The following is a 15,903-nucleotide window of genomic DNA, read 5'->3' as shown; positions in this document are numbered from 1 at the left end:
TGTCCGACCAGAACGCCGCCGTTCAGATGGTCTGGTTGTAGGCCCCGACCTCCGGGTGGGTGCGCAGCACGCCGTCGACGGCGGCGAACATATCGCGCATCCGCGCCTCGGACACCGGACTCTCCACCACCACGACCAGCTCGGGCTTGTTGGAGGAGGCGCGCACCAGCCCCCAGGTGCCGTCCTCGACCGTGACCCGGATGCCGTTGACGGTCACGATGTCGCGGACCTTTTGGCCGGCCACCGGCGCACCCGTCGAAGCCGCATCCTTGAAGTGAGCGATCACCGCGTCGACGACGCCGTACTTCGTCTCGTCGGCGCAGTGCGGCGACATGGTCGGCGACGACCACGTCTTGGGCAGCGCGTCGCGCAGGTCCGACAGGCTCTTGCCGGAGTTGCGGTCGAGCATGTCGCAGATCGCGAGCGCCGAGACGAGGCCGTCGTCGTAGCCGCGGCCGAACGGCGTGTTGAAGAAGAAGTGGCCCGACTTCTCGAAGCCGACCAGCGCCGAAAGCTCGTGGGTGCGGCGCTTCATGTAGGAGTGGCCGGTCTTCCAGTACTCGGTCCGCGCGCCGTTGCCGATCAGCACCGGGTCGGTGGCGAACAGGCCCGTCGACTTCACGTCGACGACGAACTGCGCGTTCGGGTGCAGGGCGGAGATGTCGCGCGCCAGCATCACGCCGATCTTGTCGGCGAAGATCTCTTCCCCTTTGTCGTCGACGACCCCGCAGCGGTCGCCGTCACCGTCGAAGCCGAGGCCGACATCGGCGCCGTTCTCCAGAACCGCGTCGCGGATGGCGTGCAGCATCTCGAGGTCTTCGGGGTTCGGATTGTAGCGCGGGAAGGTGAAGTCGAGCTCGGTGTCGAGCGGCACCACGTCGCAGCCGATCTTTTCGAGGATCGTCGGCGCGAAGGCGCCGGCCGTGCCGTTGCCGCAGGCGCAGACCACCTTGAGCTTGCGCGTCAGCGGTGCGCGTTTCGTCAGATCGGCGATGTACCGTTCCGGAAAATTCTCGACGAAGCGATACGATCCACCTCCCACGAGATCGAAGTCGGCGGCGAGCACGATCTCCTTCAGCTGCGTCATCTCCTCGGGGCCGAAGGTGAGCGGCCGCGCCATGCCCATCTTCACGCCGGTCCAGCCGTTGTCGTTGTGCGAGGCCGTCACCATGGCGACGCAGGGCACGTCGAGATCGAACTGGGCGAAATAGGCCATCGGCGTGATGGCGAGGCCGATGTCGTGCACGGTGCAGCCGGCGGCGAGCAGGCCGGAGACGAGCGCCGTCTTGATCGCGGCCGAGTAGCTGCGGAAGTCGTGGCCCGTGACGATCGACGGCGCGACGCCGGCGCGGCGGATCAGCGTGCCGAGCCCGATGCCCAGCGCCTGCACGCCCATCAGGTTGATCTCTTTCTCGAACAGCCATCGCGCGTCGTACTCGCGAAAGCCTGTCGGCTTCACCAGTGGCAGTGACTCGAAGTCGTAGGTGTTGGGCGACAGGGCAGGGCGGGGGACGGGGAACATGGGGACCTATGGCGTGAGAAGTCGAACAAGGATGCGGTGGCGGTCGTCCCTCTCCCCGCGCGCGGGGAGAGGGTGGCTCGCCGCAATGCGGCGAGACGGGTGAGGGGGCGTCTCGACGCAGCAGAGACTCTGCGATTCGCGGAAGCGCCCCCTCACCCGGACCGCTTCGCGGTCCGACCTCTCCCCGCAAGCGGGGAGAGGTGAATTGAATCACGCCTCCGCCGTGCTCTCGCCCGAGAGCGCGGCGGAGACGATCGCCTTCGCCTCGTTGACGATCGCCTGCAGGTGAACGGCATTCCGAAAACTCTCCGCATAGATCTTGTAGATGTTCTCGGTGCCGGACGGGCGCGCCGCGAACCAGCCGGCGTCGGTCGTCACCTTGAGGCCGCCGATCGCCGCGCCGTTGCCGGGCGCGTTGGTGAGCTTCGCCGTGATCGGGTCGCCGGCGAGCTCGCTCGCCGTCACGGCGGCGGGTGACAGCTTGCCCAATCGCGCCTTCTCGTCGGGCGTCGCGGCGGCGTCGATGCGCGTGTAGTGCGGCGCCCCGAACTTTTGGGTGAGCGCCTGGTAGTGCTCGCCCGGATCCTTGCCGGTGACGGCCGTGATCTCGGCGGCGAGCAGATCCATGATCAGCCCATCCTTGTCGGTCGTCCACGTCGTGCCGTCGCGACGCAGGAAGCTCGCGCCGGCGCTCTCCTCGCCGCCGAAGCAGCACGAGCCGTCGACGAGGCCGGGCACGAACCACTTGAAGCCGACCGGCACCTCCGAGAGCCTGCGGCCGAGGCTCGCGACCACCCGGTCGATCATGCTCGACGAGACCAGCGTCTTGCCGACCGCCGAGGTCGTCGGCCAGTCCTCGCGATGGGTGAGCAGATACTGGATGGCGACGGCGAGATAGTGGTTCGGGTTCATCAGCCCGACGCCCGGCACCACGATGCCGTGGCGGTCGGCGTCGGTGTCGTTGCCGAAGGCGACCTGATACTTGTCCTTCAGGCCGACCAGGCTCGCCATCGCATGCGGGCTCGAGCAGTCCATGCGGATCTTGCCGTCGTGGTCGACCGTCATGAAGGCGAAGCGGAAGTCTACGCCCTTGTTGACGATGTCGATGTCGAGCCCGTAGCGCGCGTTGATCGGCTCCCAGTAGGCGAGCCCGGCGCCGCCGAGCGGATCGACCGCGAGCTTCAGCCCGGCCGCCTTGATGGCCGCCATGTCGACCACGGCCTCGAGGTCGTTCACGTAAGAGTGGACGAAGTCGTCCTGCCGGGTCGTGTCGGCGCCGAGCGCGCGCTCGTAAGAGACGCGCCTCACGTCGCGATTGCCGTCGCGCAGCAGCGCGTTGGCGCGGTTCTCGATCCACTTGGTCGCGTCGGTGTCGGCCGGCCCGCCGTGCGGCGGATTGTACTTGAAGCCGCCGTCCTCGGGCGGATTGTGCGACGGCGTGATCACGATGCCGTCGGCGAGATGGTCCGTGCGGCCGCGGTTGTAGACCAGGATGGCGCGCGAGATCACCGGCGTCGGCGTGTAGCCGTCGCCCCGCTGGATGACGGCCGTGACGCCGTTCGCGGCCAGGACCTCGAGGGCGCTCCGCTGGGCCGGGCCGGAGAGCGCGTGCGAGTCCTTGCCCATGAACAGCGGGCCGTCGATGCCCTGCGCCGCCCGGTATTCGCAGATCGCCTGCGAGATCGCGAGGATGTGGGCCTCGTTGAACGAGGACGCGAGCGACGTGCCGCGGTGGCCCGAGGTGCCGAAGGCGACCTTCTGGGTGGCGTCGGAGACGTCGGGGGTGCGCTCGTAATAGGCGCGGTCGAGGCGGTCGAGATCGACCAGCAGCTCCGCGGGCGGAAGCTTGCCAGCGAGGGGCGAAATCGTCATCGGGTGGTCCCTGGTGGGCGCGGACGGGGTCCGGCGGAAATGCCGGCCAATCTACTGCGCCCCGCCCGGTTTGGCACGCGGGGGATTTTTTCGGGAAGTCATCCCTGGGGGGCGGACCTCGCGGTCATCCCGGGCGTCCATCCTCTCCCCGTCATCCTGAGGTGCTCGCGAAGCGAGCCTCGAAGGATGCGGCCGCGGCTCCTCGGCCGTCGCCCTTCGAGGCCCGGCTTTGCCGGGCGCCTCAGGGTGACGGATCGAAGGTGCGACCTGGGCGTGACGAGCTCGCCTCGCCTACCTCTCGATCGTCAGCCGCCCGTGGCGGTGCTCGAAGTGGACCCGCGACAGGTACGACATGCCGAGCAGGTTCTCCGCCAGGGCGCCGTCGGGCAGCACCAGGGCGGCGACGTCGTAGACCACGATGCCGCCGACATCGACCCTGCCGATCCGGGTCGGCGCCGCCATCACGGTGCCGTTGGCGGTCGACACCCGGGCCGTGAACTCGGCGGCCCGCGGCCGTACGCCGAGCCGGGCGGCGTCGCTCGCCTTGAGGGCGATCACCGAGGCGCCGGTATCGACCAGGAACGAGAGGCGCACGCCGTCCAGATAGGCCGTGGTCTGGAAATGGCCGCGCGCGTCCTTCAGGAGCGTCAGGGTCCCGCCGCCCGAGTCCGGCGGAGCGGCGGCTTTCGTCGGCGCGGCCGGGGCCGGATTGGCGGTGGCGTCGAGATAGAGCTTCGGCACCGTGGCGGCGAGCGCCAGCGCCAGAAGCGCGAAGACGATGATGCTGCGCATCGGCGGCGAACCCCGGAAAATGTCCGGGGCGGAGTGAAGCACGCCGCGGTGATCGGCGGGTTGACGCTGCCGCGGCGTCTGGCGCGATGGCAAACGGACGGTTGCCGTCGGCCCGGCGATCTTACCGATCGCCCGTCTCGAACAACCCAGCCCGTCTCAGTGCATCACGGCCTGGGATGCCTCGGCCAGCGCCCGGGCGGTCTCGGCCGCCGTCTCGGCGGCGCTTCGGCTCGCCGAAGCACTCTCGCGGCCGGCCGCCTCGGCGCGGGCGACGTAGCGCAGGCACTGCTGCTCGGCGTCGTAGCCGAGCAGGATGCCCAGCATAAAGTCGTGCTCGGCCGAGAGGTCGCACAGCGGCCCGGACATGAACCGCTTGACCGCCGTGACGGCGGCCGGGCGGCCGAACACCACGTTGAAGCGCGACCGGCAGGCCGCGTGGACGTGATGGGCGACGCCCGACGCCACCAGCCGCTCGACGATCGGCGTCACCGCCTCGGCATTGACCGTCATCAGCACCAGGGGCCGCATCCCCTTCGACAGCTCGTAGAGGTGATGGCGGAAGATGCCGAGCGTGGCGCTCAGAGAAGCTGGCTGATCCATGCCGTGATCCTCTTGTCGGATTTCGACGATTCACCGTCCTCGTCGAGCGCCAGCCCGACGAACTTGCCGTCCCGCTCGGCCTTCGAGGCCGTGTAGACGTAGCCGGCCGTCGCGGTGAAGCCGACCACGATGGCGCCCTTGGCGACCACCTGGTCGTAGAGCAGGCCCATGGCGTCGACGAAGCTGTCCGGATAGCTCGCCTGGTCGCCGGTGCCGAACAGCGCGACCTTCTTGCCGGCGAGGTTCGCGGCGGCGAGCTTGTCGAGCCCGCCGAACTCCCAGTCGGTCTGCAGGTCGCCCGCCCCGTAGATCGGCGAGCCGAGGATGAGGAGGCTGCAGGTCTCGAAATCCGCCGTGGTCGCCTGGGCGACGTCGATCGCCTTGCCCTGGACACGCTTGGCGATGCGCGAGGCGACCGCGCGCGTGGCGCCGGCATCCGATCCGTAGATCACGTTCACGCTCATGGTCCCACACTCATGGGGTCAGGCCTTCGACGGGGGTCGAACAACAGGGCCCCGGCCGAGCCATGGTCGGCGGCGGGGCGTGCGCGTACCGGAGTACGGAGCGACGCTAGCCCGCGACTTCGCCTCGCGTAAACAAGAAAAGCGTATCGATACAGTAGATTAGAGAAATGACAGTGTGAGATGATTTTGCGTTCGTCATTATAGGTCGTACAAACAAGACATTCGCGATCTGGCAAGGCTCTGACCGACCGCGATGATCGGCTCCGTCTCGAACCGATCCGAATTTTGATCGTTTCGAAAGTGAACAATGCTGTCGGGATTGTTCGAAGATCGACGCGCCGCCCGGCGGGGCGGGACGCGCAAATGGCCGCAGGCCGGCCCGCGGAAGCCGCCATGCTTTGCCTCGCCGCGCCGCGCCCCCTACGATGGCGGCTGCACCGGGTCTCGCGGGCGAGCCCGGCGCCCGGACTTGGAAGGACCGCTGCCGCAATGACCGCGACGACTGTGACGAAGACCCCGGCCGCTCCGACCGCGGTCGATCTCGGGGCGCTGCCCGAGTGGAACCTCGCCGATCTCTACCCCGGCATCGACTCGGCCGAGGTGAAGCGCGATCTCGATCGCGCCCGCACCGGCTGCGTCGCCTTCGAGGAGGCATTCAAGGGCCGGCTGGCGACGCTCGCCGCGCAGCCCGACGCCGGGAAGGCGCTCGCCGACGCGATCAAGCAGCTCGAAGGCCTCGACGACCTGCTCGGCCGCCTGATCTCCTATGCGAGCCTCGTCCATGCCGGCGACACCACGGATCCGGTGCGGGCCAAGTTCTACGGCGACGTCCAGGACCAGATCACGGCCGCCTCGTCGCATCTCCTGTTCTTCGCGCTCGAGCTGAACCGCATCGACGACGCGCTGCTCGAAAAGGCCATGCAGGACCCGGCCCTCGGGCACTACCGGCCGTTCATCGAGGACGTGCGCAAGGAGAAGCCGTATCAGCTCGAGGACCGCGTCGAGCAGCTCTTCCACGAGAAGTCGGTGACCGGCTACGCGGCCTGGAACCGGCTGTTCGACGAGACCATCGCGGGGCTGCGCTTCTCCGTGCAGGGCAAGGCGCTGCCGCTGGAGCCGACGCTGACGCTGTTGCAGAACCCGAGCGAGACGGTGCGCCGCAAGGCCGCCGAGGCGCTGGCCGAGACCTTCGGCAAGAACCTGCGCACCTTCACGCTGATCACCAACACGCTCGCCAAGGACAAGGAGATCTCCGACCGCTGGCGCGGCTTCGCGGACATCGCCGACTCGCGGCATCTCGCCAACCGGGTCGAGCGGGAGGTCGTCGAGGCGCTGGTCGCCGCCGTGCGGGAAAACTATCCGCGGCTGTCGCACCGCTACTACGCCCTGAAGGCGAAGTGGTTCAAGAAGGAGCGTCTCGCCCACTGGGACCGCAACGCGCCGCTGCCCAAGGTGGCGACGCCGACCATCCCCTGGGACGAGGCGAAGGACGCGGTGCTGTCGGCCTACGGCCAGTTCTCGCCCCGCATGGCCGAGATCGCCGGGCGCTTCTTCACCGATCGCTGGATCGACGCGCCGACGCGGCCCGGCAAGGCGCCGGGCGCCTTCGCGCATCCGACCGTGCCGTCGGCGCACCCCTATGTGCTGCTGAACTACCAGGGCAAGACGCGCGACGTGATGACGCTCGCCCACGAGCTGGGTCACGGCGTCCACCAGGTGCTCGCCGCCAAGAACGGCCCGCTGATGGCGCCGACCCCGCTGACGCTCGCCGAGACGGCGAGCGTGTTCGGCGAGATGCTCACCTTCCGCAAGCTGCTCGACGCCATCACGGACAGGAAGCGCCGTCGCGCCATGCTGGCCGGCAAGGTCGAGGACATGCTCAACACGGTGGTGCGGCAGATCGCGTTCTACACGTTCGAGCGCGACATCCACACCGAGCGCCGCGAGGGCGAGCTGACCGCCGAGCGGATCGGCGAGATCTGGATGAAGGTGCAGTCCGAGAGCCTCGGCCCGGCGATCGAGCTGAAGCCCGGTTACGAGACGTTCTGGGCCTATATCGGCCACTTCGTCCACGCGCCGTTCTACGTCTACGCCTACGCGTTCGGCGACTGCCTGGTGAACGCCCTGTACGCCGTCTACGAGAACGCCCACGAGGGCTTCGCCGAGCGCTATCTCGACATGCTGGCGGCCGGCGGCACCAAGCCGCACGCCGAGCTGCTCGCGCCGTTCGGCCTCGACGCCCGCGACCCCGGCTTCTGGCAGGGCGGCCTCGGCCTGATCGCCAGCATGATCGACGAGCTGGAGGCGATGGAGGGGAAGTAGGGCGGGCGCGCGCGCCCGATCCTCCGCCCTCACCCTGAGGAGACTGCGAAGCAGCCGTCTCGAAGGGCGAGGGCGGTCCCTCGGGTTCCGTGGCCTCATGGTTCGAGACGCGGCCTGCGGCCGCTCCTCACCATGAGGGTGAGGGTCAATGCATCCGCGGCATGCGCAGGAAGCGTTGGCGGTCGCCCGAGGTGACGCGCAGCGCCAGCATGCGGCCGTCGCGCTGCACCGTGATCGGCACCTCGACGCCGGCGGCCCCGAGCGACCAGATCCGCTTGAACAGCGCGGCGAGCGTGTCGACCTGCGCGTCGGCGACCGAGAGCAGCACGTCGCCGGCGCGCAGGTCGGCCCGCTGGGCCGGGCTGTCCTTCGCCACCCCGACGACCACCAGCTTGTCCTCCAGCTCGGTGACGTAGACGCCGAGCCAGGGCCGCGCCGGCCGGTTCGGCCGGCCGTGGCGGAGCAGATCGTCGAGCACCGGGGTCAAGAGGTCGATCGGCACGATCATGTTGACGTGGAACACGGTGTCCGGGTCGCGCCGCTGCTCCAGATGCAGCGAGCCGATGCCGACCAGCTCGCCGGCGGCGTTGATCAGCCCGGTGCCGCCCCAGTTGGGATGCGCCGGCGCCGTGAAGATGGCGTCGTCGAGCACGTACTCCCAGTAGCCGGCGAACTCCTGGCGGGCGACGATGCGGGCCGCGATGGCGCGGTGGCGGCCGCCGGCGGCGGCCAGGATCGCGTGCTCGCCGACCAGCAGGTCGGCCGATTTGCCGAGCGGCAGCACCGGCAGATCGAGCCGGCCGAGCGCCTGCACCAGCCCGAAGCCGGTCTCGTGATCGAAAGCGAGAGGATGGCCCGGCACGACGCGGCCGTCGATGGTGCGCAGCCACACCGACTCGGCCTCGGTGATCAGGTAGCCGATGGTGAGCACGAGGCCGCGGTCGCCGATGACGACGCCGTGGCCGGCCCGCTCGGTGCCGAGCGTCTCGGCCGTGGTGGCGTCGGCCGGCACCTCGGCGCGCAGCGACACGACGGCGGACAGCGCCTGGTCGAGATCGAACTTGTAGCCCTCCGCCTTCGGCTGTGCGGCCGGCGGAATCTTCCAGTCCCCGGAGGACGGCATCGGCATCTCCCCTGAGCGATGCCGAAGGCATCGCCGGGCGCGCCCGGCGAGGCGCTCCCGCGCCAGATTTAGAGAGCCTGGACAGGGAGGACAATAAGCGGGCGCGCGGACCGCCATGCGAGATCGTCGCGTCCGGTCGCCCGGACGACTCGGGAGCAGGGTGATCCGGGAAGGACCGAACCCGCGCGGGACGAGCCGTTGCGGGGGGCGCCGTCGCGTCAACGCGCGGCGAGCGCCGCCGCGATCGCCTCGATGCGGTTGCGCGAATAGCTCGGCAGCCCGGCGCTGATCGAGGAGCCGGTGTTGAACGAGGAGTTGCCGGCGAGCACCTGGGCCGGGACCATGTTGCGCAGCACCGGCACGCCTTCGAGCTCCTTGCGCTTCTCGAACAGGTCGCTCTCCACGGCGAGCGCCACGAACATCGAGGCGATGGTGCGGTTGGGGTCGGCCGGGCTCGGCTGCAGCACGGCCAAGACCTTGCCGAACTGCATCACCTGGTTGACGTGCACGATGGTCTGCTCGAGCGCCGCCGCGACCGGCGTGTCGACCCCGGTCAGGGCCGCCACGGCGGCCTGGTCGATGTCGGCCGGCGGGACGATCCGGACCTCGCTCTGGAACTCCAGGTGGTCGGCGATCTGCTTGCCGGAGTCGCGCAGCTTGTTGAGCAGCATGATGGCGGCCGGCAGCTTGCCCTCGAACTGGTAGCGCGACTGGACGCAGATCGTCGTGGTCGGGCTCTCGCACCAGCGGCGGTCGGGGTTGTGGGCGGACAGCCTCGCGTCCTTGTTGGGCACCACGGCGTCCGGGCCGATCAGCCGATGCTTGATGGCCGGGTCCATCGTCTCCAGTGTCGGCAGCGTGACGAAGCGTGTCAGGTCGACGCTGGCCGGCGGCCGGGCGAGCTCGAGCTTCGCCTCGGCGACATACATGTGCAGCTTGCGCTTGAAGGTCTTGCTGACGCCGTTGACGGTCGCCGTGACGCTCGGCTCCTCGTAGGCCGGATAGAGGGCGAGCAGGCGCTTCTGCTGCGGCCGGGCTTTGGCCCAGTCGGAGAAGCGGATCAGCCCGGTCTTCGGGTCGACCAGGCTGTCGTCGCGGTGGTCCGTGAAGGCGATGGTGCCGGCCGGCAGCGAGCCCGGCGCGACCTTGGCGATGTCCGGCACCTCCTGGATGCGGAAGCCGGCCGCGGCGGCGGCGCCGATCGCGAGACCCAGCACGGCCGCCGTCAGGGTCGGAACGAGAATCCGCGCCGGAACGAGACGCTTCGCCGTCATCGGGGTGCTCACGGGATCGCTTCTCACCACTCACCAATACCTGTCGCGGTCGGCGTAGGGGTACTGCGGGTCGACCCGCTGGGCCGGATAGTCGCGGCCATAGTAGCGCGGCTCGGCGCTGCGGCCGAGCTGGCCGAACAGCCCGCCCGGCACCTGCGCCGGCGGCCGCACGCCCTGGCCGTAGGGAGAGCCGTACGGTGTGCCATAGGGCTGCGGACGCTGGTAGGGGCTCTGCTGCTGCCAGCCGAACGGGAAGCCCTGGAAGAAGCCGCCGCCCCCGCCCCAGCTGCCGCCGTAACCGCCGCCGTAGGGACTGCCGCCGGTGCCGTAGCCGTAAAGCTCGCCGTCGTAGGGATCGCGATAGCCCTGGCTCGCGACGTCGTAGGACGACACCATCTGGTGCTGGGTGTCGGCGACCTCGCCGGAGCGGTCCACCCGGAACCACTCGCTGAAGGCGCCGGCCGTGCTCTGCGGCAGGCGGGTGCCGCTGCGCAGGTCGATCGGCAGCGCGATCAGGCTCTTCTGCGCCTCGCGCGAGGGCGGGGCGAGCGGCGTCTTCCTGGCGACCTTGGCCCACACCTGGTCCATGATGGCGGCGAAGATCGGCACCGCCACCGAGCCACCGGTCTGGCCGGAGCCGAGCGTGCGGCGCTTGCCGTCTGCGTTGTCGTAGCCGACCCACACGGCGATCGTCACGTCGTTGGAGAAGCCGACGAACCAGGCGTCGTTCTCGTCGTCGCTGGTGCCGGTCTTGCCGGCGACATAAGGGGCGAGGCCCGCATAGGCGCGCGCGGTGCCGCGCGAAAGCACGCCCTGCAGCATGCTCTCGAGCTGGACGAAGGCGGCGCGGTCGCCGCCGGCGAGCGCGCGCGGCTCGCCCTTGTGGCGGTAGACGGTCTTGCCCTGCTCCTCGACCTCCTCGACCGCGTAGGGCTCCGGTCGCTGGCCCTCGTTGGCGACCGCCGCGTAAAAGGCGGCGAGGTCGATCAGCCGCACCGGCTGGGCGCCGAGCACGAACGGATAGTAGCCGACGCAGTCGCGATAGACCTGCGCCTCGAGCGCCAGCTCGCACACCTTGGCGAGGCTCTGGCTCGGGTCGGACGAGATGCCGCCGTCGAGCAGCTGCGCCGTGACGAGGTTCTTCGAGTATTCGAGGCCGAGCCGCAGCGTGAGGATGCCGGAGCCGCCGCCCGAATAGTTCTTCGGCGTCCAGTAGTCGCGCTCGCGGGTCGCCGCCGAGGTGCCGCCGATCGGCGGCAGGGTGATCGGCTCGTCGCGCACCAGCGTGTTGGGCTGCAGGCCCTTGTGGAGCGCGGCCAGATAGGTGAACGGCTTGAACGCCGAGCCGGGCTGACGCGATGTCTGCGTCGTGCGGTTGATCTGGCTGAGCGGATAGGAGAAGCCGCCCGCCATCGCGAGGATCCGGCCGGTCTTGTTCTCCAGCACCAGGGCGGCGCCCTGCACGGTCGGTCGGATGCGCAGATCGGCGCGGGCGCCCTTCTTTCCGTCGGTCGCCTTCACGTAGACGACGTCGTGGAGCGAAAGCGCGCGGCGCGCCTGCGCCGTCGCGTTCGACAGCGGCAGCACGCGCCCGTCGGTCAGGCCGACCCGGATGTCGGGAGCGGTCTGCACCACCACGGCCGGGCTCCAGTGCACGTCGTAGAGCGGCATGCGGGCGTTCTTCAACGCCTCCAGCCAGGGCACGGCGGGAGCGGGCGGCGCCGGCGAAGCGGTCTGTGCAGGTGCGGCGGGCTTGGCGGCGGGCTTGGCGGCCGGCTTGGCCTTCTTGCCGCGCCTCTGCTGGGGCGGCGGAGCGGGCTCGGCGGCGGGCTCCGGCGCCGTCGCGGTCGGCGGGGCCGCCGCCGGCGCGGGGGGCGCGGCCGCGGTGGTGTCCGAGGCCGCCCGGGCGGCCTGGAGTTTCTGGATGGCGGCCGCGAGGTTCAGCTCCGGCCCGGCGAACTGGGCGCGGCCGGTCGACGCCTCGTAGCGCCACAGCCCCTCCTGCAGGGCCGCCTCGGTCGCCTTCTGCAGGTCCGGATGAATGGTCGATTTCACCGTCGAAGAGGCCGCGGTGAGCGGCGACACGCCGGGCAGGCCGCGTGCCTCGCGGGCGATATGGTCGAGCACGTGGAAGCCCGACGTGCGGCTGAGCCGCTCGTAGGGCGCATAGGCGACCCCGGCGGCACGCGCCGCGCTCGCCTGCTCGGGCGTGACGAAGCCGTCCTCCTGCATGCGGTTCAGCACATAGGAGAGGCGCTCCTGGGCGCGCGCCGGATGGCGGTCTGGGCTGTAGTAGGTCGGCCCCTTGGTGAGGCCGGCGAGCGCCGCGCCTTCGGCCAGCGTCAGCTCGGAGGCGGGCTTGGCGAACCAGCTGCGCGCGGCGAGCTCGATGCCCCAGGAGCCGCGGCCGAGGAAGATCGTGTTGAGATAGAGCTCAAGGATCTCGTCCTTGGAGAGAATCTGCTCGACCCGCGCCGCGACGATCACCTCGCGGATCTTGCGCTCGTAGGTGAGGTCGTCGCCGACCAGGAGATTCTTCACCACCTGCTGCGTGATGGTGGAGCCGCCCTGCGGTCGGCCCGGCCGGGCGAGGTTGCCGACCATGGCGCGGATCAGGCCGCGCTCGTCGATTCCCGTGTGCTGATAAAACCGCTTGTCCTCGGCGGCGACGAACGCCTCGCGCACGTGCTTCGGGATGTCGGAGAGCGGCACGTAGACGCGGCGATTGTCGGGCTCGAACACCTCGGCGAAGCGGCCGCCCTTCTGGTCCAGGATCGTGGAGGTGCCGGCCGGCTTGTAGCCCTTGAGCTTCTTGTGGTCGGGCAGGTCGGCGACCGCCTTGTTGTACCAGTCGACGACGGCGCCGATGTCGGCCGGCGAGTCGGCCACCGTCTCGTTCTTGCAGAATTGCTTGTAGAGCGGCGGCAACGCCTTGAAGTCGAGCCCCTTGAACGCCTTGATCTCGCCCGTGAAGGCCTGCGGGTCGTCGAGCGCGGTCGAGATCAGGCCGTCGATGTCGATCGACTCGATGTCGAACGCCTTTCGCATGTGCGTGCAGCCATCGCGCAGGATCTGCACGACGCGGGCCTGATCGCGGTCGCGGTCGAACGTCGTCTCGATCGCCTCGGGCCGGGTCGCGACCTGGCTCAACGCCAGGAACGCCGCGAGCAGCTTCACCAGGATCACATCCATGCCACCGACCCGGTTGGTCCGCCCCGACACGCGGACGGCGTTACAGATTTAGGCGACTTACAACGGCGAATTTACGGTGGCGTTCCGTCGGGTCCGTGCAAATTTGCGGCATCGCAGGGGCTTAGCCCCGCCCGCGGCCCCGGTTTCCGTCGACGAGGTTAACGGCGCGGCCGTTAAGGGAGGATTTCGGCCGGCTGGTCGGGTGTCGCGTCCCGGGCGTCACGTCCCTCTCGGCTTCGCCCGGCGGGTGGCGGGGGCGGAGAGCGGATCCTCGGGCCACGGATGCTTGGGGTAGCGGCCGCGCAGGTCGGTGCGGACGTCGGCGTACGAGCCGCGCCAAAACGTCGGCAGATCCTTGGTGATCTGCACGGGCCGGTGCGCCGGCGAGAGAAGCTCGACGATCAGCGGCACGCGGCCGCCGGCGATGCTCGGATGCTGGTCGAGCCCGAACAGCTCCTGCACCCGGATGGCGAGCTTCGGCCCCTCCGGGCTCTCGTAGTCGATCGGCACGGTGGAGCCGGACGGCGCGTCGAAATGGGTCGGCGCGTCGTGGTCGAGCTTCTTGCGCAGGTTCCACGGCAGCAGGGCGTGCAGCGCGTTGGAGAGCGTGTCGGCGCCGATCTCGGCGAGCGAGGTCTTGTCCATCAGGGCCGGCGCCAGCCAGTCGCCGACGGTGGCCAGCAACGTGTCGTCGGACAGGTCCGGCCACTCCTCGCCCTCGTGCCGGCGCAGGAAGCTCACCCGGTCGCGCCATTGCGACAGCGCCGAGGACCACGGCAGCCGCGCGAGGCCGAGCGTGCCGATGCCTTCGGCGAGCCTTTGGGCCGTCTCGGCGTTCGGCACGATCTTCACCGGCCGCTCGGCGAGCGCGACGGCGCCGAGGCGCCGCGCCCAGCGCCCGCGAAGACTGGCCGAGCCGGAATCGAACGTCACCTCGTCGCTGTCGACGATGCGGTCGGCGAACAGCGCCTCGATGTCCTCGATCGCGATCGGGGCAGCGAGCCGGACGCGGCTGGCGCCGGCGCTCCCGGCGAGCTCAGCGACGGTGAGGAACGGCGCCCGCGCCAGCGCCGAGGCGGTGTCGACGGTGGCGCCGCGGCCGCTCGCCAGCAGCACGCCGCCGCCCGCGCCGCCGCGCGCCTTCGCCACCCGGTCCGGATAGGCGAGCGCCAGCACGGCGCCGGCCGCCGTGTCGGTGCCGCCGGCGAGGCGGGCGCCGTCCGGAAGGCCGAGGCTGCCGCCGGCCCGCTTGCCGGCATTCGCCATCTCGGCCCAGCGGCCGGCCATGCGGCGGGCGTCCTCGGCGCGGCGCGAGCGGTCGCGCCGCAGACCCTCGACGCGGTGGCGCAAGTCCGGGTCGGTGCCGCCGAGCCCGCGCTCGGTGATCACCACGGCGATGTCTGCCGCCAAGGGAGCCGCGCCGAGCCCGGCCGCCGCCAGCACCATGCGGGAGAGCCGCGGCGGCAGCGGCAGGGCGCGCAGGCGCTGGCCGAGATCGGTGATGCGGCCGTCCGGGCCGAGCGCGCCGAGGCTTTTCAACAGCGCGGTGGCCTCGGCCAAGGCGGGGGGCGGGGGCGGATCGAGAAACAGGAGCTTACCCGGGTCGGTCACGCCCCAATGGGCGAGGTCGAGCACGAAGCCGCCGAGATCGGCGGCGAGGATCTCGGGCTGCACGAACGGCTCGAGCGAGGCCGTCTCGCGCTCGTCCCACAACCTGTAGCAGACGCCCGGCTCGGTGCGCCCGGCGCGGCCGCGGCGCTGGTCGGCCGCGGCGCGCGACACCCGCACGGTCTCCAAGCGGGTGAGGGCGAGATCCGGCTCGTAGCGTGGCACCCGGGCGAGGCCGGAGTCGACCACCACCCGGACGCCCTCGATGGTCAGCGAGGTCTCGGCGATCGATGTCGCCAGCACGACCTTGCGGCGGCCGGCCGGCGCCGGCGCCACGGCGCGGTCCTGCACGTCGGCGTCGAGTGCCCCGAACAGCGGCACCACGTCGACGGCCGGATCGGCCAGCTTCTCGGCCAGGAGACTTTCGGTGCGGCGAATCTCGGCGGCGCCCGGGAGGAACACCAGGATCGAGCCGGGCTCGGTCCGCAGCGCCCGCAGCACCGCCTCGGCGACCTGCGGCTCCAGGTGCCTGCCGGGATCGCGCGGCAGGTGTCTCGTCTCGACCGGGAAGGCGCGGCCCCGGCTCTTCACCACGGGGGCGTCCCCGAGGCTTTTTGCGATGCGGGCGCCGTCGATGGTGGCGGACATGACGAGGAGCTTGAGGTCCTCGCGCAGCCCCTCCTGAGCGTCGCGGGCGAGCGCCAGGCCGAGATCGGCATCGAGCGAGCGCTCGTGGAACTCGTCGAACAGCACCGCGGCGACGCCGTCGAGCGTCGGGTCGTCGAGGATCATGCGGGTGAACACGCCCTCTGTGACCACCTCGATGCGGGTCTTCCCCGAGATCTTCGAGCCGAAGCGCACCCGGTAGCCGACCGTGTCGCCGACGCTTTCGCCGAGCGTCGCGGCCATGCGGGCGGCGGCCGCGCGGGCGGCGAGCCGACGCGGCTCCAGCACCAGGATCTTCTTGGCCCTGGCCCACGGCTCGGCCGCCAGCACCAGCGGCACCCGCGTCGTCTTGCCGGCGCCGGGCGGCGCGACCAGCACGGCGGCGTCGCGCGTCGCGAGCGCCGCGGTGAGCGCCGGCAGGGCCTCGTCGATCGGCAGGGGGACGTCGAACCGCATCGGACTCTTCAC

Annotated in this window: 10 protein-coding genes; 1 reads left to right on the top strand and 9 read right to left on the bottom strand. The window is 70.5% G+C overall.

All coding sequences use genetic code 11. The features are described from left to right. Positions 1-22: 22 nt before the first annotated feature. The 5 genes from ABTU92_RS17305 to fldA form a co-directional block, all read right to left on the bottom strand. Entirely contained in the window at positions 23-1,522 is a 1,500-nt protein-coding gene (locus ABTU92_RS17305; protein WP_408092790.1) for a phosphomannomutase/phosphoglucomutase, read from the bottom strand. 210 nt (positions 1,523-1,732) lie between these two features. Continuing rightward, positions 1,733-3,394: a phosphoglucomutase (alpha-D-glucose-1,6-bisphosphate-dependent) gene (gene pgm / locus ABTU92_RS17300; protein WP_408092788.1), complete on the bottom strand. Its 1,662-nt coding sequence runs from the start codon at positions 3,392-3,394 to the stop codon at positions 1,733-1,735. Between the two features lie 291 nt (positions 3,395-3,685). Next, positions 3,686-4,186 (bottom strand): TIGR02281 family clan AA aspartic protease, encoded by a 501-nt coding sequence (locus ABTU92_RS17295; protein WP_408092786.1) that lies wholly within the window; start codon positions 4,184-4,186, stop codon positions 3,686-3,688. A gap of 156 nt (positions 4,187-4,342) precedes the next feature. Then, entirely contained in the window at positions 4,343-4,786 is a 444-nt protein-coding gene (locus tag ABTU92_RS17290; RefSeq protein ID WP_408092784.1) for a DUF2023 family protein, read from the bottom strand. After that, positions 4,765-5,250, bottom strand: coding sequence for a flavodoxin FldA (gene fldA, locus ABTU92_RS17285; RefSeq protein WP_408092782.1), 486 nt, complete (start codon positions 5,248-5,250; stop codon positions 4,765-4,767). Before fldA ends, ABTU92_RS17290 begins: the two co-directional genes overlap by 22 nt. A 489-nt stretch (positions 5,251-5,739) precedes the next feature. Between fldA and ABTU92_RS17280 the strand changes: the two genes are divergently transcribed. Continuing rightward, positions 5,740-7,572 (top strand): M3 family oligoendopeptidase, encoded by a 1,833-nt coding sequence (locus ABTU92_RS17280; RefSeq protein ID WP_408092780.1) that lies wholly within the window; start codon positions 5,740-5,742, stop codon positions 7,570-7,572. 145 nt (positions 7,573-7,717) lie between these two features. Here ABTU92_RS17280 and ABTU92_RS17275 read toward each other — a convergent pair whose 3' ends face one another. The 4 genes from ABTU92_RS17275 to hrpB form a co-directional block, all read right to left on the bottom strand. Further along, a complete protein-coding gene (locus ABTU92_RS17275) occupies positions 7,718-8,695 on the bottom strand; it encodes a S1C family serine protease (protein ID WP_408092778.1) in 978 nt (325 codons plus the stop codon). Positions 8,696-8,913: 218 nt separating this feature from the next. Next, positions 8,914-9,981, bottom strand: a complete 1,068-nt coding sequence (locus ABTU92_RS17270; protein WP_408092776.1) for a hypothetical protein — start codon at positions 9,979-9,981, stop codon at positions 8,914-8,916. 18 nt (positions 9,982-9,999) lie between these two features. Continuing rightward, positions 10,000-13,161, bottom strand: a complete 3,162-nt coding sequence (locus ABTU92_RS17265) for a penicillin-binding protein 1A (RefSeq protein WP_408092774.1) — start codon at positions 13,159-13,161, stop codon at positions 10,000-10,002. A gap of 219 nt (positions 13,162-13,380) precedes the next feature. Further along, positions 13,381-15,891 (bottom strand): ATP-dependent helicase HrpB, encoded by a 2,511-nt coding sequence (hrpB, locus tag ABTU92_RS17260; protein ID WP_408092772.1) that lies wholly within the window; start codon positions 15,889-15,891, stop codon positions 13,381-13,383. Between the last annotated feature and the right edge of the window lie 12 nt (positions 15,892-15,903).

The organism is Rhodoplanes sp. SY1 (genome assembly GCF_046000175.1).
In the GTDB taxonomy this organism is placed as follows: domain Bacteria; phylum Pseudomonadota; class Alphaproteobacteria; order Rhizobiales; family Xanthobacteraceae; genus Rhodoplanes.
The sequence above is the reverse complement of the archived record's forward strand: the minus strand, read 5'-3'. Positions and strand labels throughout refer to the sequence as shown.

Coding starts and splice junctions, on each gene's coding strand:
- ABTU92_RS17290 (WP_408092784.1), bottom strand. CDS start 4,786: ATGGATCAGCCAGCTTCTCTGAGCGCCACGCTCGGCATCTTCCGCCAT.
- pgm (WP_408092788.1), bottom strand. CDS start 3,394: ATGACGATTTCGCCCCTCGCTGGCAAGCTTCCGCCCGCGGAGCTGCTG.
- fldA (WP_408092782.1), bottom strand. CDS start 5,250: ATGAGCGTGAACGTGATCTACGGATCGGATGCCGGCGCCACGCGCGCG.
- ABTU92_RS17280 (WP_408092780.1), top strand. CDS start 5,740: ATGACCGCGACGACTGTGACGAAGACCCCGGCCGCTCCGACCGCGGTC.
- hrpB (WP_408092772.1), bottom strand. CDS start 15,891: ATGCGGTTCGACGTCCCCCTGCCGATCGACGAGGCCCTGCCGGCGCTC.
- ABTU92_RS17295 (WP_408092786.1), bottom strand. CDS start 4,186: ATGCGCAGCATCATCGTCTTCGCGCTTCTGGCGCTGGCGCTCGCCGCC.
- ABTU92_RS17275 (WP_408092778.1), bottom strand. CDS start 8,695: ATGCCGTCCTCCGGGGACTGGAAGATTCCGCCGGCCGCACAGCCGAAG.
- ABTU92_RS17265 (WP_408092774.1), bottom strand. CDS start 13,161: ATGGATGTGATCCTGGTGAAGCTGCTCGCGGCGTTCCTGGCGTTGAGC.
- ABTU92_RS17305 (WP_408092790.1), bottom strand. CDS start 1,522: ATGTTCCCCGTCCCCCGCCCTGCCCTGTCGCCCAACACCTACGACTTC.